Raw genomic sequence first — 21,317 nt, 5'->3', positions numbered from 1 at the left:
TTTTTAAACGGAGATGGCAATGAAAATATATCCCCTCATATTTCACCCTTTTTGGATTTACATTGATTGGCAGTATCCCTTGTATAACAAGGCCCTGCCTATAAGACAGGGCCTTGAATATTGTTACGTATACACTTTTAGTAAATAAGGACTTCCCTTATTCTTTAGCTTCCATTTGATTATTGCAACCATTTAAGGTAGCACCAAAAAATCAAGGCTGCACAAATCACTGGCTGAAAATCAATGTGTCGACGCCGAGCCAACGATTTTATGAACGCCGGATTTATAAGGCTGTTTTGAGCGATCTGTATGGTACGGATCGCTTCGTCATATCGACTGAAGCGGAGCGGAATGGAGATATCTCATTTGTACAGGGAAAGGGAAATTTCTCGACGCCGCTGCGCTGTACTCGAAATGACGGAGTGTCAATAGAAAAACAGCAATATTTTAATCCTTTTGTTGCCCGACAAAAGGACGAATAAAATAGCTGACTACATGCGGATAGGCAGTTAAATATATTTTCAGCTTTATCGCAACAGCGTTACATCTCCCTTGAATGTTTTGGTAGAGCCATCCAGGAATACAATCGTGACGAGGTAGCAATACACATCCTGGCTCTGAAGCTGTCCTTTGAAGGTACCATCCCAGCCAATATTGACATGTGCAGTAGAAAAGAGTAATTGTCCCCAGCGGTTCACAATTCTGAAATCGGTCAGCTGGTAACCATCGTCTATAGCCAGGACCGGCATGAAAACATCATTAATCCCATCTCCGTTAGGCGTAAAGGCATTAGGCATCATAACCTCAGGACGGTATGGCCTTACGGCAAAGCTTACTTTAGCGGTATCGGTACAGCCCTCTTCACTGGTGCCGGAAATGATCACCGTCATGCCAGTTGTTGCTTTAAAACTCTGGGAGAGACTTTGCTGATCGGAAAAGGCGCTGGCCGGTGTCCAGGAATATATCGAGTACGGTTGTCCGTCTGCACTGTGGGTGCTGATCGTCACCTCCTGCCCTTCATAAGGATTGTCCAGATTGATGCTGGCCTGCAGATCAAAATGTACGATACGGATATTGATATCCCGGATCGTACTGTCGCAGCCATGCGATGTTTTGAAGGTATCTTTCACCAGTGCATCCTGGGTATAGGTCACTCCATTGTACACAAAATTAGCACAACTGGTGGTATCAATAATCTGGGTGATATGGTATTCGGGATATACCGTAAGCTGAGTAGTACGATATATGCTATCGCAGCCATATATGGTATGTAGGGTATCCTGTACGGTTGCATTGCCGGTATAGGTAACACCGTTAAAGATAATGCTGCCGCAGCTGGTCAGTGACTGACTAGCAGTTACCGGGTTTACCGGTACGACATTCAGGTTAAGGGTAACAATACTGTCACAGCCATTGGCATTGATCAAGGTGTCCTTTGCGGTATTATTCGGAGTGGTATACACAATGCCGTTAAACGTATAGCTGTTACCGGCACAGATTGTGGCTTGCTGTATGCCATAAGTTTTGGAATGGACTGCCAGGTTCAGGGTGATGATACTGTCGCAGGCATTGGCATTCGGTATGGTGTCTTTGACCCCGCTTACAGATGCAGTATAGGTAATGCCATTAAACGTGTAGCTATTCCCTTCACAAATATGCACATTCCGGTTACCCGTAAGGTATGGCTTGATGACAATAGTCATGGTTGTGGTGGTAGCACATTGTCCTGCAGTCGGAGTGAAAGTATATGTTGTGGTTGCTGTATTATTGATAGCCGGGCTCCAGGTGCCACTAATGCTGTTATTTGACGTAGTTGGCAATGTAGCCAATGGCGTATTGATACATACCGGTGGTATCTGGGTAAATGCCGGAACGGTTGGCGGATTCACCACAATAGTCATCGTCGCAGTGGTGGCGCATACACCGGCTACGGGGGTAAACGTATAGGTAGTGGTTACGGTATTATTAATAGCAGGTGTCCATGTACCGCTGATCCCATTATTAGAAATCGTGGGCAATGCATTCAGAGCAGCTCCGGCACAGATGGGTGCCACGGGTGTGAATGTAGGTGTCGTATTCGGATTCACCGTAATGGTCATAGTTGTGCTATTGGCACACTGACCGGCATTGGGCGTAAAGGTATAGGTAGTGGTAGCAGTATTGTTCAATACAGGTGTCCAGGTGCCGCTGATCCCATTGGTGGAGCTGAGAGGCAATGCTGCAAGTGCCGCTCCGGAACAGATCGGTCCCACTTGCGTAAACACGGGTATCAGAATAGGATTCACTACTATTGTCATAGTCGCCGGTATTGCACACTGTCCGGCCGATGGCGTGAATGTATAGGTTGTAGTTGCGGTATTATTCAATGCAGGAGCCCATGTGCCGTTGATTCCGTTTGTTGAGGTTACCGGCAATGCATTCAATGTAGCTCCGGAACAGATCGGTGCCACCTGTGTAAATGCAGGTAGTATATTATTGTTGATCTGTATCGTCATCGTCGCTGTAGTAGTGCATTGTCCCGCTGTTGGGGTAAAGGTATACGTTGTGGTTACCGTATTGTTCAATGCCGGGCTCCAGGTGCCGGTATATCCGTTCAGCGAGGTAGTCGGCAAGGGTGCTAAAGTCGTACCCACACATACCGGTGGTACCTGGGTAAAGGTTGGGTTAATATTCGGATTGACGGTCACCGTCATTGTGGTGCTGGTCGCACATAAACCGGCATTCGGCGTAAAGGTATAGGTAGTGGTGGTGGCGTTATTCCAGGCTGGTGCCCAGGTACCACTGATTCCGTTGGTGGAGGTATTGACTAATGGTGATGCTGCCGTTCCGGCACATACCTGTGCTACTTGTGTGAACGTGGGCGTGACATTCGGGTTGACGATAATGGTCATACTTGCGGTTGTAGCGCATAGTCCCGCCGTCGGCGTAAAGGTATACGTCGTGGTCGCATTATTGTTCAATGCCGGACTCCAGGTACCGGTATATCCGTTCAATGAAGTAGTGGGTAATGCACTTAATGTGCCTCCGGCACAGATGGGTGCTACCTGTGTAAAGGTTGGCGTTATATTCGGGTTTACCGTAACAGTCATGCTCGCTGTTGTCGCACAGGAGCCTGCGCTCGGGGTAAAGGTATAGGTTGTGGTTGCCGTATTGTTTAATGCCGGACTCCAGGTACCGGTAATGTTATTAGTGGACGTAGTCGGCAGAGCCGCCAATGTACCTCCCGCACAGATGGGTGCGACTTGTGTAAATGTTGGTGTTACATTCGGGTTCACCGTAACAGTCATGCTTGCTGTTGTCGCACAGGAGCCTGCGCTCGGGGTAAAAGTATAGGTGGTGGTTGCCGTATTATTCAAAGCCGGACTCCAGGTACCGCTAATACCGTTAGTAGCAGTTGTGGGCAATGCCGCCAGAGCACCTCCGCTACAGATCGGTGCCACCGGTGTAAATGCCGGTGTAACGGCCTGCTGGATATTCAGGTTGATGACAAAATTGGTATCACATATATTGGCTCCGGTTACATTGATCGTATCATAATTAGACTGTGTTGTAGTTCCGGCAGGAATTGTAAGCCCATTCCATGTTACAGGTAGCTGATTGCTGCAATAGGAAAGCGTAATGGGTACATACGGATTCAGGTAATTTATATTCAGTGTATCATACAAGGTAGTGACTGTTGTAGAGTTACAGCCTATAGTACCCGTGTATTTGGCTATATAATAATCCGTTGCCGTATCAGTGGTAATGGACACACAGTTTGTGTTAGCATATGGTGTAGTACTATTGCCTTTATACCAGGTATAGCTACCGCCTGCATTGAAGAATAGTACCGGTGCATAGCTAATACTGCTGGTGGTATAGGTACTACCCGATGGAGTGAATCGTTGTGCTTCTGGTACGGTTACGGTCCAGGCGGCACTGGTTGGCCCCCTGCCGGCAATAAATACCCCCGATGCACTAGTCATTCCCCTTACTCCCTGCACTCCTTTACCTAAGGCGGTAGTACTGGGCCAGCTGGTACAATTTTGTTTTTTATTGATGTGCATTTCAATCACATTGCTGGTCTCATATAAGATCAATTGATTGATCGTCTCCATACTGGTGCACTGGTAATACCCTACCCTGCAGAACTCAACCACAAATCGCCTGTTCGGGGCTTTGCCCGTAGTCATATACCGGATCGTACTGGCCGGGTAAGTAGCTACATTCAGGTCCTGGAATGGGAACATGATCACATTATTCAGTTCTCCCGCTGTCTCTGCGCTGGCATATACATAGTCACTGTGCTGACCGGCAAGTGCTGTATTGAAAGAAATGAAGTTATTGTCTGAAATAACACACTGACTATAGTTTTGCCCGTAAAAATTGAAAGGAAAACCTATATTGATCACCGTAGAGAACTCATCATCAAAACTGATATTGGATAAGGTACTGGAAGGGGTTGCCGCACAAACATTAAATGTGGTGGCCTTACATACAGTCGTATCACTGATCGTAATATCCATCTGGGCATGGACGGTAAAGCTGCATATCAATAGCAGTATCCAGAATATACCATAGCAGCGTTTTGTCATATATGGAAGGGTATTTTTACACTTTTATATTCTATAAAGATATTATAATATGTTAAAAAAGAAAGCATTTTTGAGGTGTATCAATGCGTTATGCAGGTTAAAAAATGTTAACTGCATATCCGCATGTAGTCAATTATTTCATTCGTCCTTGTGTCCGGCAACAAAAGGACCAAAAATGCCTTTGTTTTCATCAAGGCGATTGCAAAGCACCGCCATTTTGTACCGTTGCGTGCACTGATCGTTTGAGCTTAACGTGTAACGCGTTCGCTGCTCAACGATCGCAGCTCCACTCCAAAATGGCTATCGCTGTAATGAAAACAATAAGTGATCCGTACCATACAGATCGCTCAAAATGGCATTATAAATCCGGCGTTAATAAAATCATTGACTCGGTCGATAAAGTCGCAAACCACTGTCTGAGCGCAGCGAGTTTGCGTTTGCGACCGACCGACACATTGATTTTTAGCCAGGGATTTATACAGCCTTGATTTTTTGGCGGTACCTTTTGCATCAAGGCAAAAGGTAGCAATAAATATATAAGCTACTTAAATCATAATGCTAGTCTTTGTTTCCTTTAGGCGGACACTCCGTAAATGTTAAATAAAAGGGCCCCGTTCTCACAGGGCCCTTTTATTTTTTAAAGATTAATTTATCTGAGCAGCGTTACATCTCCTTTATAGAATTTCTTCGTACCATCCATCAGCACAATAGTTACTGCGTAGAAGTATACATCCTGGCTTTGCAGCGCTCCTTTAAAGGTACCGTCCCAGCCTATATTGACATGTGATGTAGAGAACAGTAACTGGCCCCAGCGGTTGAATATTCTGAAGTCTGTTAACTGGTATCCTCTATCAATGCTCAGCACCGGCATGAACACATCGTTTTGTCCATCACCGTTTGGTGTAAAGGCATTCGGGATCATAATCTCCGGTTGGTAAGGTCTTACTTTAAAGTCCACCACAGCGGTATCGCGACAACCTCCCGGACCTACCCCGGTAATGATTACATGCTGTCCGGTTGTGGCTGTAAAGGTTTGCGACAATGCCGTCTGATCGCTAAAGAAGGAGAACGGTGTCCAGGAAATTACAGCATATGGCATGTTGCCTGAAGTCTGAATATGTACTTCTTCGCCTTCATAAGGATCTTCTGGTGTTACGGTCGCCTGTAATTCAAAATTGACGATCTGTATATTAATGTTATTGATCACACTGTCACAACCATGTATGGTATATAAGGTATCTTTTATGGTAACACTTTCCGTGTAAGTAACCCCATCATATACCAGTTTACCACAGGCTATAGTATCGATCGTTTGTCCGTAGTGGTATTCCGGATACACCGTAATGTTTGTGGTGCGGTACAGACTGTCACAACCCAATTGAGTATGCAAAGTATCGTGTACCACTGCATTGTTGTTATAAGGTTGTCCGTTGAAGTATACAGTACCACATCCTGTCAGATTATAAGTAGCGCTGATCGGGTTAACCGGCACTACCGTTAAGTTCAGCGTAACAATACTGTCACAGCCATGACTGTTGACCAGTGTATCTTTCGCCGTGCTGTTGGATGTAGTATAGCTCACTCCGTTGAATACATAAGTATTGCCCTGGCAGATGGTTGCCGTTTGGGTACCATATGTTTTCGGATATACATTCAGGTTCAGGGTGATGATACTGTCACAGGTATTCTGATTAGGAATAGTATCCTTAACGCCGTTTACAGAAGCGGTGTAGACAAGACCGTTAAAGGTATAACTACCGCCTTCGCACATAGATACATTACGTGTGCCCGTCAGGTATGGATTAATGACAATGGTCATGGTGGTACTGCCAGAACATTGTCCGTTGCTAACAGGAGTAAAGGTGTAGGTTGTAGTAGCCATATTGTTTATGGCCGGAGACCATGTTCCGGTTACTCCGTTAGTAGATGTGGTAGCTAAGGGACTGATTGGCGTTCCTGCACAAACCGGTCCAACTGGCGTAAATACCGGTATTACATTCGGATTTACAGTAATCGTCATGGTTGTCGGTAAGGCACACTGGCCGGCAGCAGGAGTAAACGTATAAGTAGTTGTAGTTGTATTATTGATAGCAGGGCTCCAGCTACCACTGATACCGTTGGTCGAAACCGTAGGTAAAGCAGCAAGCGGTGCACCACTACAGATCGGATTTACCTGTACAAAAGCAGGTGTCGTACTTGGAGTGATCACAATCGTCATTGTGGTACTGATGGCACATTGTCCCGCAGCCGGTGTGAATGTATAGGTTGTGGTCGCCATATTATTGATGGCCGGACTCCAGCTACCGTTAATACCATTCAGGGAAGTGGCTGGTAAGGCACTTAAAGAAGTACCGGCACATACCGGCCCAACTGCTGTAAATGTTGGTGTAACGATTGGGTTTACCGTGATGGTCATGGTTGTGGTATTCGCACATTGACCTGCTGTTGGTGTGAACGTATAGGTAGTTGTAGCCGTATTATTCAGTGCAGGTGCCCATGTACCGCTGATACCATTAGTCGATGTTATAGGCAAGGCATTTAACGTACCTCCGCTACAGATCGGTGCCACCTGAGTGAATGCCGGTGCCAGGTTAGGGTTCACCGTAATGGTCATCGTTGCAGTAGCAGCGCACTGTCCTGCAGTTGGCGTGAAGGTATACGTAGTAGTCGTTGTATTGTTCAGTGCCGGTGCCCAGGTACCGCTGATACCATTGGTAGATGTGGTAGGTAAGGCACTCAAGACGCCTCCCGAACAGATTGGAGCTACTTGTGTAAACGCAGGAGCAACATTCGGATTTACCGTAATGGTCATCGTTGTAGTTGTCGCACACTGTCCAGCAGCTGGTGTAAATGTATAGGTTGTGGTCGCTGTATTGTTCAGTGCTGGTGCCCAGGTACCGCTAACACCGTTGGTAGATGTTGTAGGTAAGGCGCTCAGTGCAGCTCCCGAACATACCGGCCCAACCGCAGTAAACGTCGGTGTAACGACCGGATTTACCGTAATGGTCATCGTTGTGGTCGTCGCACATTGACCTGCTGTTGGTGTAAAGGTATAGGTAGTGGTCGCTGTATTATTCAGCGCTGGTGCCCAGGTACCGGTAATGCTATTAGTAGATGTCGTTGGTAAAGGACTTAAAGTCGCTCCCGCACATACAGGTGCTACTTGCGTAAAGGTAGGTGCTGTATTATTATTTACAGCAATCGTCATGGTTGCAGTGCTGGCACATTGACCTGCAGTTGGCGTAAAAGTATAGGTAGTGGTCGCCGTATTATTCAGTGCTGGTGCCCATGTGCCGCTGACACCATTCGTAGACGTTGTCGGCAAAGGACTCAAAGTTGCGCCGGCACAGATTGAATTGACCTGGGTAAAGGCCGGTGCCACCAGAGGATTTGCCGTAATAGTCATCGTAGTAGTAGCAGCGCACTGTCCTGCTGTTGGCGTGAACGTATACGTAGTAGTCGTGGTATTGTTCAGTGCCGGTGACCATGTACCGCTGATGCCATTATTAGACGTAGTAGGTAAGGCTCCCAATGAAGTACCCGCACATACCGGTCCGACTGCTGTAAACGTTGGGGTAACGATCGGGTTTACCGTAATGGTCATCGTTGTGGTATTCGCACATTGACCGGCTGTTGGTGTAAAGGTATAGGTAGTGGTCGCTGTATTATTCAGCGCTGGTGACCAGGTACCGGTAATGCTATTAGTAGACGTCGTTGGTAAAGGACTTAAAGTCGCTCCCGCACATACAGGTGCTACTTGCGTAAAGGTAGGTGCTGTATTATTATTTACGGCAATGGTCATGGTTGTTGTGGTAGCACACTGTCCGGCTGTTGGTGTAAACGTATACGTAGTGGTCGCTGCATTGTTCAGTGCAGGCGCCCAGGTACCATTGATACCATTCGTAGACGTTGTAGGCAAAGGACTCAGTGTTGCGCCGGCACAGATTGAATTGACCTGGGTAAAAGCCGGTGTAATCAGAGGATTTACCGTAATGGTCATCTGGGCAGGATTGGCACATTGTGTAGTATCCGGGATAAAGGTATAGGTTGTTGTCGCCGTATTGTTTATAGCCGGACTCCAGCTACCGGTAATACCGTTGTTGGCTGTAGTCGGTAATGGATTTAAAGTGCTGCCTGCACAGATCGGAGCCACTTGTGTAAATACAGGGTTCACAATCGGGTTCACTACGATGGTCATAGTGGTCGTAGTAGCACACTGTCCGGCATTAGGGGTAAACGTATAGGTAGTAGTTACATTACTGTTGGCTACCGGGCTCCAGGTACCATGTACACCATTCAGAGAGGTAGTGGGTATCGGATTGATCTTGGTACCCAGACACACTGAAGGTTCCTGTGCAAACTGTGGCACCACAACCGGATTTACCGTAATGGTCATGGTTGTAGCAGCAGCACACTGTCCGGCAGTTGGGGTAAAGGTATAGGTCGTTGTAGTGTTGTTGTTTATAGCCGGGCTCCAGGTACCGGTGATACCATTGTTGGACGTTGTAGGCAATGCCGCCAGCGGTGCGCCCGCACAGATAGCAGGCACCTGCGTAAATAATGGTGTTGCACTGTTTACGACAATCGTCATCGTAGCAGTGGCAGCACATTGTCCCGCTGTTGGAGTAAAGGTGTATGTAGTAGTCGTGTTGTTGTTGATCGCCGCAGGACTCCAGGTACCGGTGATACCATTGTTGGAGGTTGTAGGCAACGGAGCTACAGTAGCCCCCTGGCATATAGGTCCTACCTGTGTAAATGACGGAGTAGTACTGTTTACAACTACCGTAAGGCTTACATTTCCTATGGCACATTGTCCCGGATTAGCGGTAAAGGTATAAGTAGTGGTTGCTGCATTATTCCAGGCAGGACTCCAGGTACCACTGATACCATTGGTAGAAGTCGACTGCAGTGGATTAGGCGCACCGTAACATACCGCAGGTATCGGTGCAAAGGTTGGCGTTACACTGTTTACCGTCACAGTCATTGTGGTATTGATGGCACATTGTCCGGGCTCAGGTATAAAGGTATAAGTTGTGGTTGCTGTATTATTCCAGGCCGGACTCCAGCCTCCGTTAATGCCGTTTGTAGAGGTTGGAGGTAGCGGATTAGTTGTGCTGCCATAACAAACCGGTGGAATGGCATTGAAGGTAGGTGTGATTGTATTGGGTAATACCACAATAGTCATCGTTGCAGTATCGGCACACTGTCCCGGATTCGGCGTAAAGGTATAGGTAGTTGTAGCACCACTGTTAGGGGCCGGGCTCCAGGTACCGCCAAATCCATTATTGGAAGTTGTCGGCAAAGGTCCCAGCACACCACCGAGACATACAGGAGGTACCTGTGTAAATGTAGGCTCCAGGATGGGCAATACCTGTACGGTCATAGTAGTAGGTACTGCACATTGTCCCGCGTCCGGTGTAAATGTATAGGTAGTAGTCGCCTGGTTATTCATAGCCGGACTCCAGCTACCATGTATATTATTGGTAGAGGTGGTTGGCAATGCTCCTAATGGTCCGCCGATACAAATAGGATCTACCTGGTTAAAGGTAGGTACCGTATTATTATTGATCTGTATGAACATCGGGAAGGTAAGCGCACATTGCTGAGAAGTCGGATGAAATGTATATAGATCAGAAACAGTATTGCTTACAGGAGACGGTGTCCAGTAGCCGCTGATCGTTCCGCTCAGGTCTGTGGTCGGCAAAGGTGGAATAGTCGCTCCGATACAGAATGGCCCCAGCTGTGTAAAAAATGGTTGCACATTTGGTTTCACTGCTATGGTCATCGTCACAGGTACCGCACAGGTGCCGGCATTTGGAGTAAAAGTATAAGTAGTGGTCGCAGTATTATTGATTGCCGGACTCCAGGTACCGCTGACTCCGTTATTGGAAGTGGTTGGGAGTGGCGCTAAAGCGGCAAGATAACAAATCGTATCTACCTGCGTAAAAGCAGGAGTAACTGCCGGGATAATATTCAGGTTTACTGTAAATGTAGTATCGCAGGTGCCTCCGGTGACCAGTACGGTACCAAAGTTATTCTGACTGGTAGTACCTGCAGGAATGGTCAAGCCATTCCATGTTACGGGTAATGCTGCCTGGCAGTAGGTCAGCGTTTTGGTTGCAGTGATATTATTATGATGTACAAATACGGTATCCTGCGCCGTCATGGTAACACTGGAATTACAGCCGATCGTACCGGTATACACCGCCACATAATAATTTACAGCCGGATTCGTCGTAATACTGACACAGTTGGTCGTTGCAAATGGCGTACTGCTGCCCTGGGCATACCAGGCAAATGTTCCGCCAGGGTTAAAGAAAGGTTCCTGATTATAGCCGATATTGCTTACAGTGTAGCTTGAACTGCCGGATGGCGTAAAACGCATACCTTCTCCGGATGCAGTCCAGGTTGTACTTGCAGGGCCCCTGCCCGCTGCAAATACCGCAGTTGCATTTGAGGTAGCCCGTACTCCCTGTACTCCCTTTCCAACCGAAGTACCGATTGGCCAGGTTGCACATTCCTGTTTCTGTGCAATATGCATCTCAATAGTATTCGTACCCTCGCTCAGTATCAGCTGATCGGTAGCCGTAATACTGTTACAACTATAGTATCCAACATTACAAAACTCAATGATAAACTTCCTGTTTGGTGCACTGCCAATGGTTTTATAACGAATTATACCATTGCTGTTAGAAGGGTTCAGATCCTGGAAAGGAAACATAATCACATTATCCAGTTGACCGGCACCTAAGGCATCCTGGTACTTAAACAGGCTTACCTGTCCTGCCAGACTGGTATTAAAGGAGATAAAATTGTTGTCTGAAATTACCAGTTGCGTAAACGTTTGGCCGTAAAATGTAAATGGAAAGCCAATGCTGATCGCTGATGAGAATTTATCATCCATGTCGATGTTTGGCAATGTGCTGGCCGGTGGTGTCGCGCAAACTGAAAATGTTGTTGTCTTACAAACTGTTGTGTCCGTAACCGTCATGCCTAGTTGTGCCTTAGAAGAAAAACATACCAGGCAAAACAATACTAGTAAATGTAGATGCTTTGCCATACCCCTGTAAAATGTAGTTGAAAAAAAATGTTAAAACCTTAATATGTTAAAGTTCTATAAATTTACAACACATATATAGCAATGTCAATTATGTTTGCGTTAAGCGGGGCATTTTTGCAAAGAAAATGAGCGGAGTTAACCTATGTTAATCAGTTTTGTTAACCATTGTTAATTAATTAGATAGCTTACCCTTCTTCAACAAGAAATGAGGCTGATAAGTCAGGAAAAGACTATAGTTGTAGTTAAGCTTCTGATAGTTAAGATCATAGAAAGGTTCAAGGCGTACATCGAGGTCAATCTCTTTCATCACCTTGCGCTGGTATGCCAGACCCAGGGTGATCAACTTTCGCTCTCGTGCCGGCAGCTCCTGCTTGTTGGGATTAAAGCTCTGGGACTGGAACAGGACTCCTCCTGTTGGTGAAATGAATTGTCTCCCCTGCCAGTAGCTCAACGTAGCGTAAAATCCGTCTTTGAAGCGCACATTGGCATTGGCATAAATACCAGAACCGTTACGGTAAGGCATATCGCTGTTACCTGCAAGATCTTTATAGTAGAGATAATAGGCATTTGCGCCTATTCCTTTGACAATATTTCCTGATTTAAGTTTATGTGCCCAGTCCAGACCAACCGCTGCATTAAACAGGGTTACAGTCGGCGCACTGGTCGTATCCCACTGGCCCCCGTTATGGCTGGCCAATAATTGTACCGGTATACTGAAGCGATGTGCTTTATCTCTGGAGGATAGTTTAATACGGGTATGGTTACCCACTGTAAACCGTTCATTATAGTTTACCCCGTAGTACTGCTGCTTTTGCCAGTCTACCCAAAGGTCGGTGTAGATGTGTTTTTTATCGGCTTTCAACTGGATGCCATGCTCCTGGTAATTAGTCATCAGTCGTTCATACCCATACATTGGATCTATCATGCCATGGCCGATATTCCCGGCGAGGTTGCCGAAAGTGAGGCTGTAGCCATTACGATGCAAGTCCAGCTGGTACCATGGGGCTACCTTAACCAGACCATCGGTGCCGAAATCTTTTTTGAGATATATCCCGCCCTGCAGGCTTACATGCTTATTGGGCTTATAAGTGAGGGCAAAAGTATTCTGGGTACCGAATAATGTATACCCGCTCAGTGAAGGCAGGAAGTACTCATTATTCTTGAAAAAATTATTAGAGTACACGCTGAAGTACAATCCATCGTCCAGTTTTCGCAGTGCGCGCATATCCAGCTGCTCTGGCTTGTTACTGATCTGGGCATGTGCCAGTGATGAGCTGGATAACAACAGCAATATTGCATAAAAGCGTGTACTCATGTAATATTAGTTAAGCTTGGTTTTCTTTAACGATATATTTTCTCCATTTGTCGATCACTGCAACCATATCGTCCGGTAGTTCGGAGCTGAAGAGCATTTGCTCCCCGGTAGCCGGATGCACAAATCCCAGCTCTTTGGCATGCAGCGCCTGACGCGGCATTAATTTGAAGCAGTTATCTACAAACTGTTTGTATTTGGAATAAACCGTTCCTCTTACAATACGATCTCCACCATAAGTTTCATCATTAAACAGCGGATGGCCTATCAGGCGGCTGTGTACACGGATCTGGTGCGTACGGCCGGTCTCCAGTCTGAACTCCAGCAGAGAAACATAATGGAATTGTTCCAGTACTTTATAGTGTGTTACAGCATGCTTACCATAATCTCCGTCAGGGAAAGCATCCATCTTTTTGCGAAAGCGCATGTTGCGACCGATGTTGGCAGTAATTGTACCCTCCGGCTGTTCGAAGTGGCCCCATGCCAGCGCAATATAACGACGGTGGATGGTATGTGCCTGAAACTGTAAAGACAGGTGTTTGGCTGCCGCTTCGTTTTTAGCCACAAGGATCAGGCCACTCGTATCTTTATCAATACGGTGTACCAGCCCTACTCTTGGCAGTTCTATAATACGGCCTTTATCCTCAGGAGGATTCAGGTACCAGGCTACACCATTGACCAGCGTACCGGAATAGTTACCGCTGCCAGGGTGCACCACAATACCAGCCTGCTTATTGATCACCAATACATCATCATCTTCATAGAAAATTTCCAGATCCATTGGTTCTGGTATAATATCAGTACGGTCCGGACGGCGGTTGTCAAAAACAACAACTTCCATACCCGGCTTTACCTTAAAGTTAGACTTCACCGTTTTGCCATCAACCAGTACGTGGCCTTCGTCAATAGCAATCTGTACCTTATTCCGCGTAGCACCTTCCACACGATTCATGACGAATTTATCTACACGCAGGGGTTCCTGCCCTTTGTCTACTATGATGCGGAGGCGTTCTTCCAGCTCCTGCTCCTGTTCACCGTCTTCACTTTCCGTCAATTCCTCGTCTTCCCATTCTTCTGTATGCATACATTCAAAAATTTAAACCGCGAAAATACAACATCTATATTAGTTAAAAATTTATAAAATCACAATATTAGTTTCATCGGGCTGTTTTATTTCCTATTTTCGCTGTGAATGAAAAAAATGTTCGCCATATTAATGCTGTTTATGTACAGCCTGTCCGTTTCCGGATCGGTAGTACAAATGCATTTCTGCGGGCAGGAAATAGAGTCAATCAGTTTCCTGGAGTCGAACAAATCATGTTGTTGTGCAGCTGCTGCAAAAGATAAATCTGCGGATCAGCATATCAGCAAACAGGATAAGGACTGCTGCGACAATGTAGCCATTTCTTTAAAAATCAGTGCCGACCAGCATGTAGAGGCTGCCAAACAGTTACAATTACTGCAGACAGTAGCCGCCGTGCCACCATTACTGCATTATGCCGTATATGAGGCTCCCTATGTGACCGGAGTAGAGCAGGCATCATATGATGCCAATGCCCCTCCACCCGGGCTCTGGCAGGACATTCCTTTATATAAATTGTTTCAGCGCATTGTGTATTACGGTTAAAGCTTCACTTGAATGTTTATTATTCATTTGAATCTTTTTACTAACCCGATACATAATTCATTAAACAATGAGACAGTCTATTATAGCCTTAACGGCCCTATTTACAATATATTCTACCCCAATCTCCTCATTTGCACAGGAGTCTTCAAAGATCAAATCTGAAACCATTAAGGTAAAAGGTGTATGCAGTATGTGTAAAAAACGTATTGAAGATGCCGCGTACATTAAAGGAGTTAAACGTGCCGATTGGGATCAGAAAACCCAGGAACTGAAACTGGTATATAATTCAGACAAAACCGATCTGAAAACAATCGAACAAAGTATAGCCCGCAAAGGACACGATGCCGGAGATATACTGGCCGATAAGGATCAGTACAAAAAACTTCCTTCCTGCTGCGCATATAATGATGGTGCTGAATGCGCCCATTAATGCATAAAGCAATCCCATTAAGCTTTGTCTTTGCCCTGGGTTTATCGGGTACAGTCAGCCAGGCATCTGCGCAGGATGCAGTGGCAGACACGATCGTAGCTATGCAAACAGTTACGGGTCATGTATTTGATGCTCAGCAGAAAGATGGTATGATCGGTGTGACCATACATACCCCGGACAATCGTCACCACCAGATTACGGACGAGAACGGAGCCTTCACCATACAGGTACCTGCCGGTACCAGCCAACTGATATTCAGTTTTATGGGCTACCGCACAGAAACGGTTTCCCTTGCTGCGGGTACTGCTGCCATAGAGGTGAAGATGCAGGAGGCCAGCCTTAAAGAAGGTAAGGAGCTGGGTACTGTAGAGGTAACCAGCCGCCGTAAGACAACAGAGATCGGCCTGAGTGGCGCTATGAAAGTAGAGAAGATCGGCAGCGGCGAACTGATGAAGGCAGCCTGCTGTAACCTGAGCGAAAGTTTTGAAACTACTCCTTCTGTTGATGTCGGCTTTACCGATGCAGTAAGTGGCTATAAGCAAATCCAGATGCTGGGTCTGGCGGGAGCATACACAACATTTACCAGAGAAAATATACCTGATATCCGCGGACTGGCTTCCATTACCGGCCTTAGCTTTACTCCGGGTACATTTGTCGAAAGCATGCAGCTGAGCAAAGGTACCGGTAGTGTGGTAAATGGTTATGAGGGTACTGCCGGACAGATCAATGTGGAATGGATCAAACCATTTGAAGATAAGGCCCCTAAATGGCTCATCAATGGCTACCAGAGCACACAGGGCCGTTCCGAAGGCAACCTGGTGTATAATCATAATTTCAACAAGCATTTAAGTACAAGTGTATTGCTCCATGGCCGTTCCGACTGGATGAAGGTGGATATGAATAATGATGGCTTCCTGGACAACCCGAGAGGGAATAACTTTGTCGGCAGTAACCGCTGGTTTTATTTCGGAGACCGTGGCCTCGAAATCCAGGGCGGCATTAAAGTCGTTAACCTGAATACTATTGGCGGACAGACTAATTACGCCGAAGGTACACCACAGGTAGCCGGTAATCCATGGGGTTATGAAAATAAGGTGAATCGTCTGGAAGGCTGGGCCAAGATCGGCAAAGTATTTCCGGCAAAGCCTTATAAAAGTATGGGGTTGCAGCTTGCCGCAACCATTCACGAACAGGATAATCAATATGGTGCCCGTAGTTATAATGGCCGTCAGCAGAGCTTTTATGCCAACTATATCTACCAGACTATAATCAATAATACCAATCATACGGTCAAAGGTGGGGCAAGCGCTCAATATGATGCCTACCAGGAAACATTTACCGGTACGCCACTGAAACGTACCGAAGTGGTACCGGGAGTATTTGCAGAATATGCGTATAAGTACCTGAACAAATTCAATATGGTAGCCGGACTGAGGGCCGATTATCATAATCTATTCGGGGCTTTCCTTACGCCTCGGCTGCACCTGCGTTATGCACCAGCTGAAAATACCGCCATTCGGGCCTCTGTAGGAAGAGCACAGCGTACGGCCAATTTCCTGACAGAGAATATGGGACTAATGGCTTCTTCGCGTGCATTTATGATCAATGGCAATGATATCAGTACGTTAAATAGTAATACTTACCCCTTCAAGCCCGAAGTGGCCTGGAATATGGGTTTGAACCTGACGCAGAAGTTCAGACTGAACTATCGTGACGGTAGCTTTGGTGTAGATTATTACTTTACCGATTTCACCAACCAGATTGTGGTAGATATGGAGGAGTACAACAAGGTAAACTTCTATAACCTGAACGGAAAGTCTTATTCGCACAGCATACAGGCACAGCTGGATTATGAACTGATCCGCAACCTGGATGTTCGCCTGGCCTACCGCTTCTATGATATCAAAACACAGTACAACAGCGGACTGAAAGAGAAACCACTGGTAGCGGCCAAAAGAGCCTTTGCCAATATCGGTTACCGCACCCGCAATGACTGGAAGTTTGACTATACCGTGCAATGGATCGGGGCCAAACGTGTGCCACAACGCTATAACGATCATGAGCAGCATGTACACGGTTCTGATCATTCGCCCAGCTACTGGATGATGAATGTACAGATCAACAAATCATTCAAAGAGGGTAAATATGAAGTGTACCTGGGCATGGAGAACATCGGAAATATCATGCAGCATCCGCTGATAACCGACGCATCCAATCCTTTTGGTAATAACTTTGATGCTTCACTGGTATGGGGTTCGGGAATGGGCAGAAATATCTATGCCGGTTTCCGCCTTAATTTGAAATAGGCTACGTGTTGCATGCCCGCTATATCCTGTGTCTTACGCCAACTGCAGTAGATAATCTTTGATACCTTCGCTATCCTTTGATCGCTTAGGGCCGGCCTTATAAATCCGGCGTCAAGAAAATCATTGGCTCGGTCGATAAAGTTGCAAACCATTGTCTGAACGAAGTGAGTCTGGTTTACGACCGACCGACACATTGATTTTTAGCCAGGGATTTATACAGCCTTGATTTTTTGGCGCTACCTTTTGCATCAAGGCAAAAGGTAGCAATCAATATATAACAATAAGATTTTATAGCACAAACCAGGCTCATTTCTGAGCCTGGTTTGTGCTATATGCTCATGTATTATCAATATATTATCATACCAGGATGCCTGCTTTATAAAAAATAAGATAAATTTGCTCAAATGTTGAACATGAGAAAAGTTGTAATGACCCTTATCCTGGGGGCATTTTTATATCCTTTTACCCTTTCTGCACAAACTGAAAATTCTCCGGAACTGCAGCAAATCATTACCAGTGCCGGAAAGTTCCTGTCGCAGAATGATTTTGATAATGCCGCAGCCATGTATACACAGGCCATCCGCATGGCGCCGGAAAATGTTGCGCTGCGCCGGGATCTGGCCTATACTTACTTTCTGAAGAAAGATCTTGACCGTGCAAAACAGACGATTGAACCGGTATTGAATTCTCCTTCTGCCGATGAGCAGACCTTCCAGCTGGCTGCTGCTATTGAGCAGGCCAACGGAAATTTCGCCAAAGCAAAGAAAATTGTGTCCTCAGGACTGGATAAATTTCCCAATTCCGGCTTATTGTATAATATGAAAGGCAATCTGCTGATTGTAGATGCCAAGAATAACAGCAGTGCCTTAAAGGAGTGGAACACGGGCATTCAGAAAGAACCTGCCTACCCTACCAATTATTATAATGCGGCCAAGGCATATTTCCAGAACGGGGAATATATGTGGGCACTGATCTATGCCGAAACCTTCATTAACCTGGAGCCGTATACGGCCAAGACGGTAGATATGAAGCGTATGCTGCTGGATGGATACAAGAAAGTATTCAGCCAGATGAGCGATAATACCCTGCCGGAATTCAATAACAGCAAATCAACTCAGAAACAGAAGAACGATTTTGCCGGTGCCTTTAAACAATCCATTAATACCAATATTTCCACCATCAGCGATGGGTTTGATGTAGATAACCTTACCATGTTGCGCACCCGTTTCCTGGTATACTGGAACAGCCATTTTGCACAGCAATATCCGCAATCATTATATACATACCAGACCCGCATTGTAAAGAACGGCCATTTCAATGCTTATAACCAATGGTTGTTTGGGGCGGTAGATAACTCTCAGAATTTTACCGCCTGGGCTACACAGTTCAAGGATGCTATCAGAAACTTCGAGATGTGGAAACAGAGCAATCCTTACCTGCCTAATGTGGCAGATGAGCACCCGGCCAAATAATTTTAAGCTTATGGCATATTATTGAATATGCTTTATTACTTTTGCAAAAATTTTTTCAGATAACTATGGAATTTAATCCTTGGCACACCGTAAGCTATGGCGATAAAGCGCCTGAAATAGTAGATGCGATCATCGAGATCCCAAGAGGATCCAGAGCAAAATATGAATTAGATAAAGATTCTGGCATGTTGCGCCTGGACAGAGTATTATATCACTCTGTATACTATCCGCATAACTATGGTTTTATCCCTAAGACTTACTGTGATGATAACGATCCGTTGGATATCCTGGTATTGTCTCAGGTAGACATTCACCCGATGTGTATCGTTTCTGCGAAAATCATTGGTGTAATGCGCATGGTTGACCAGGGTGAGGCTGATGATAAACTGATCGCAGTTTGCGAAAAAGACATGAGCGTTGCACACATCAACGATATCAGCGAATTACCGGCTCACTTACTGAAAGAAGTAAAACAATTCTTCGAAGAGTATAAGCGCCTGGAGAATAAAGAAGTAGTGATTCAAGACTTCCACGGTGCAGAAAAAGCACGTGAAATCCTGCAACAAGCGATCACTGACTACAATGTAAAGTTTGGTAAATAATTCTTTTACATAAATAAAAAGTCCCGGAACAAATGTTCCGGGACTTTTTATTTATCCTATTCTCTTTTGTTTTACGATCAGGGGTATTATCTTGTTGCTCAAAAAACAAACCTATGATCCGTTCTGTATTTTTAGGAATCTTATTAAGCCTGTGCAGCATATCTGCAGAGACCGCTCACGCAACTACCTATACAGTTATTGCGAATAATCAGCCGGGCTTTACAGAACCTATGCCGGAAGCGGCTTACTGGAAACTGATCGAATCATCCCTGCAAAATACCGAAACGCTGGAGGACCAGGAAGAATACCTGTCAGAAGCCCTTGAAAAAATGACACCGGAGCAACTGGCCGGCTTCAAACTGCGTACCGATCAGCTGTTGATGGATAGCTACAGTTCTTCTTTATGGTGTGCGGCTTACCTTATGAAAGGCGGCTGCGGAGAAGAAGATTTCACATTCTTTCGCTGCTGGCTGATCTCGCGCGGACAAAAGATTTATACTATAGGCATACAACATCCGGATGATATAGCCTTTGCGGTGCAGACCAATGTCAATAGCGCATTTGATTTTGAGGCCCTGCAGACCTTACCGGAAACAATCTTTAAGAAGAAAACAGAACAGGAACTTAATACTGCAATTGATTATACGCAGGTACATACCCGTCCGGAAGATTATCCGGGCCTGGAAATTAACTGGAGAGAGCAGGTGCCCGGTACTATGCAGGCAATATGCCCTAAGCTGTACCAGCTGTTCTGGGAGCAGCAGTAATGCTCCTTATTCATAATAAAAAAGCGCAGTACTATTGAGTACTGCGCTTTTTTTATTATGAATGTTTTATTTACCCTTAATCGTATTCCAGGTTTCAAACAGGATATCCTGAGAAGGGCGATCAGCCGGCATTTCGCTCAGTGGTTCACAGGCACGCCAGTGTTGTTGCATATCCAACGGCAGGCTCTGGTATAATTGAGTTCCTTTTGTTTTCCAGGCAATCATATCATCGCTCACTTCTTTAATGATCTTGGCCGGATTACCGACAACCAGGCTTCTGCGGGGAATAATGGTATTGGCATTGATAAAGGATAATGCCCCTACAATGCTCTCCTCGCCTACCTCTACATCATCCATAATCACCGCATTCATCCCGATCAGGCAGTTGCGGCCGATATGGGCACCATGAATGATGGCACCGTGACCGATATGGGCACTTTCATCCAGCTTAACGGTAACACCGGGAAACATATGTATCGTACAGTTTTCCTGTACATTACAACCATCTGCAATCTCAATACCGCCCCAGTCGCCGCGCAATGCCGCTCCCGGTCCGATATATACGTCCTTCCCAATAATAACATTACCCGTTACAATTGCCTGCGGGTGTACAAAAGCAGTCGGATGCACTACCGGTATAAAACCTTTGAATTCGTATATCATATGCTATAAATCTTTTTTTAATGGCACTTAAAATGTTCGAAGGGCTCTTTGCAGTCCAGGCAACGATACATTGATTTACAACTCGTAGCCCCGAAGCGGCTTATCAATTCGGTATGTACACTACCGCAGTGCGGACAAGGTACTTCATCCTCCTCGAACAGGCCCAGGTCATCTTTTGAGCCACGCACCGGCGGCACAATATTCAGGGCCAGCATTTTGGCACGACCACTTTCCGTGATCCAGTCTGTAGTCCAGGCCGGACTTAACTGCTGCTCAATATGCACCTGCTTTACGCCTCTACCCAGTAAAGTCATCCGTATCTGCATGGCAATAATATCCATAGCCGGACAGCCGCTGTAGGTAGGGGTAATGGTGACCCGAACGGTATCTTCGTTTACTACAGTCACCTCCCTGAGTATACCCATTTCAGCAATGCTTACTGTTGGTATCTCCGGGTCAGTCACCGTTTCCAGCCAGGATTCTATCTGCTCCTTAGACCACATA

General features: G+C 45.9%; 12 protein-coding genes. 6 read left to right on the top strand and 6 right to left on the bottom strand.

Features of this window, described 5'->3' with window-relative positions; genetic code table 11:
• Positions 1-527: 527 nt before the first annotated feature.
• The 4 genes from FTD44_RS10685 to FTD44_RS10670 form a co-directional block, all read right to left on the bottom strand.
• Positions 528-4,574 (bottom strand): gliding motility-associated C-terminal domain-containing protein, encoded by a 4,047-nt coding sequence (locus FTD44_RS10685; RefSeq protein ID WP_222166433.1) that lies wholly within the window; start codon positions 4,572-4,574, stop codon positions 528-530.
• 649 nt (positions 4,575-5,223) lie between these two features.
• Complete coding sequence (locus FTD44_RS10680) at positions 5,224-11,634, bottom strand: gliding motility-associated C-terminal domain-containing protein (protein WP_222166432.1); 6,411 nt, start codon at positions 11,632-11,634, stop codon at positions 5,224-5,226.
• A gap of 172 nt (positions 11,635-11,806) precedes the next feature.
• Positions 11,807-12,949, bottom strand: a complete 1,143-nt coding sequence (locus FTD44_RS10675) for a hypothetical protein (protein WP_222166431.1) — start codon at positions 12,947-12,949, stop codon at positions 11,807-11,809.
• A gap of 10 nt (positions 12,950-12,959) precedes the next feature.
• Entirely contained in the window at positions 12,960-14,030 is a 1,071-nt protein-coding gene (locus tag FTD44_RS10670) for an RluA family pseudouridine synthase (RefSeq protein ID WP_222166430.1), read from the bottom strand.
• A 108-nt stretch (positions 14,031-14,138) separates the two neighbouring features.
• On the opposite strand from FTD44_RS10670, the gene FTD44_RS10665 reads away from it, so the two are divergent.
• The 6 genes from FTD44_RS10665 to FTD44_RS10640 all read left to right on the top strand — a co-directional run bounded on the left by FTD44_RS10665 (position 14,139) and on the right by FTD44_RS10640 (position 20,150).
• Complete coding sequence (locus FTD44_RS10665; protein WP_222166429.1) at positions 14,139-14,573, top strand: HYC_CC_PP family protein; 435 nt, start codon at positions 14,139-14,141, stop codon at positions 14,571-14,573.
• Between the two features lie 67 nt (positions 14,574-14,640).
• A complete protein-coding gene (locus FTD44_RS10660; RefSeq protein ID WP_222166428.1) occupies positions 14,641-15,003 on the top strand; it encodes a heavy-metal-associated domain-containing protein in 363 nt (120 codons plus the stop codon).
• Positions 15,003-17,309: a TonB-dependent receptor gene (locus tag FTD44_RS10655; RefSeq protein ID WP_222166427.1), complete on the top strand. Its 2,307-nt coding sequence runs from the start codon at positions 15,003-15,005 to the stop codon at positions 17,307-17,309. Before FTD44_RS10660 ends, FTD44_RS10655 begins: the two co-directional genes overlap by 1 nt.
• A 413-nt stretch (positions 17,310-17,722) precedes the next feature.
• Positions 17,723-18,781, top strand: coding sequence for a tetratricopeptide repeat protein (locus FTD44_RS10650; RefSeq protein WP_222166426.1), 1,059 nt, complete (start codon positions 17,723-17,725; stop codon positions 18,779-18,781).
• A 65-nt stretch (positions 18,782-18,846) separates the two neighbouring features.
• Positions 18,847-19,383, top strand: coding sequence for an inorganic diphosphatase (locus tag FTD44_RS10645; RefSeq protein WP_222166425.1), 537 nt, complete (start codon positions 18,847-18,849; stop codon positions 19,381-19,383).
• Positions 19,384-19,496: 113 nt separating this feature from the next.
• The gene (locus tag FTD44_RS10640; protein ID WP_222166424.1) at positions 19,497-20,150 is read left to right on the top strand and encodes a DUF4240 domain-containing protein; all 654 of its coding nucleotides are present in this window, start codon (positions 19,497-19,499) and stop codon (positions 20,148-20,150) included.
• 66 nt (positions 20,151-20,216) lie between these two features.
• On the opposite strand, the gene FTD44_RS10635 is transcribed toward FTD44_RS10640, so the two are convergent.
• The gene (locus FTD44_RS10635; RefSeq protein ID WP_222166423.1) at positions 20,217-20,813 is read right to left on the bottom strand and encodes an acyltransferase; all 597 of its coding nucleotides are present in this window, start codon (positions 20,811-20,813) and stop codon (positions 20,217-20,219) included.
• Positions 20,814-20,830: 17 nt separating this feature from the next.
• Positions 20,831-21,316, bottom strand: a complete 486-nt coding sequence (gene paaD, locus FTD44_RS10630) for a 1,2-phenylacetyl-CoA epoxidase subunit PaaD (RefSeq protein WP_222166422.1) — start codon at positions 21,314-21,316, stop codon at positions 20,831-20,833.
• Between the last annotated feature and the right edge of the window lies 1 nt (position 21,317).

The sequence above is a fragment of the Edaphocola aurantiacus genome, from assembly GCF_019797745.1.
In the GTDB taxonomy this organism is placed as follows: domain Bacteria; phylum Bacteroidota; class Bacteroidia; order Chitinophagales; family Chitinophagaceae; genus Edaphocola; species Edaphocola aurantiacus.
This window is presented reverse-complemented; position numbering and strand designations above follow the sequence as displayed.

Bases quoted from the DNA above. Each gene is read 5' to 3' on its own strand.
- FTD44_RS10680 (WP_222166432.1), bottom strand. From the start codon at position 11,634: ATGGCAAAGCATCTACATTTACTAGTATTGTTTTGCCTGGTATGTTTT.
- FTD44_RS10640 (WP_222166424.1), top strand. From the start codon at position 19,497: ATGATCCGTTCTGTATTTTTAGGAATCTTATTAAGCCTGTGCAGCATA.
- FTD44_RS10650 (WP_222166426.1), top strand. From the start codon at position 17,723: ATGAGAAAAGTTGTAATGACCCTTATCCTGGGGGCATTTTTATATCCT.
- FTD44_RS10635 (WP_222166423.1), bottom strand. From the start codon at position 20,813: ATGATATACGAATTCAAAGGTTTTATACCGGTAGTGCATCCGACTGCT.
- FTD44_RS10675 (WP_222166431.1), bottom strand. From the start codon at position 12,949: ATGAGTACACGCTTTTATGCAATATTGCTGTTGTTATCCAGCTCATCA.
- FTD44_RS10655 (WP_222166427.1), top strand. From the start codon at position 15,003: ATGCATAAAGCAATCCCATTAAGCTTTGTCTTTGCCCTGGGTTTATCG.
- FTD44_RS10665 (WP_222166429.1), top strand. From the start codon at position 14,139: ATGAAAAAAATGTTCGCCATATTAATGCTGTTTATGTACAGCCTGTCC.
- FTD44_RS10685 (WP_222166433.1), bottom strand. From the start codon at position 4,574: ATGACAAAACGCTGCTATGGTATATTCTGGATACTGCTATTGATATGC.
- FTD44_RS10670 (WP_222166430.1), bottom strand. From the start codon at position 14,030: ATGCATACAGAAGAATGGGAAGACGAGGAATTGACGGAAAGTGAAGAC.
- paaD (WP_222166422.1), bottom strand. From the start codon at position 21,316: ATGTGGTCTAAGGAGCAGATAGAATCCTGGCTGGAAACGGTGACTGAC.
- FTD44_RS10660 (WP_222166428.1), top strand. From the start codon at position 14,641: ATGAGACAGTCTATTATAGCCTTAACGGCCCTATTTACAATATATTCT.
- FTD44_RS10645 (WP_222166425.1), top strand. From the start codon at position 18,847: ATGGAATTTAATCCTTGGCACACCGTAAGCTATGGCGATAAAGCGCCT.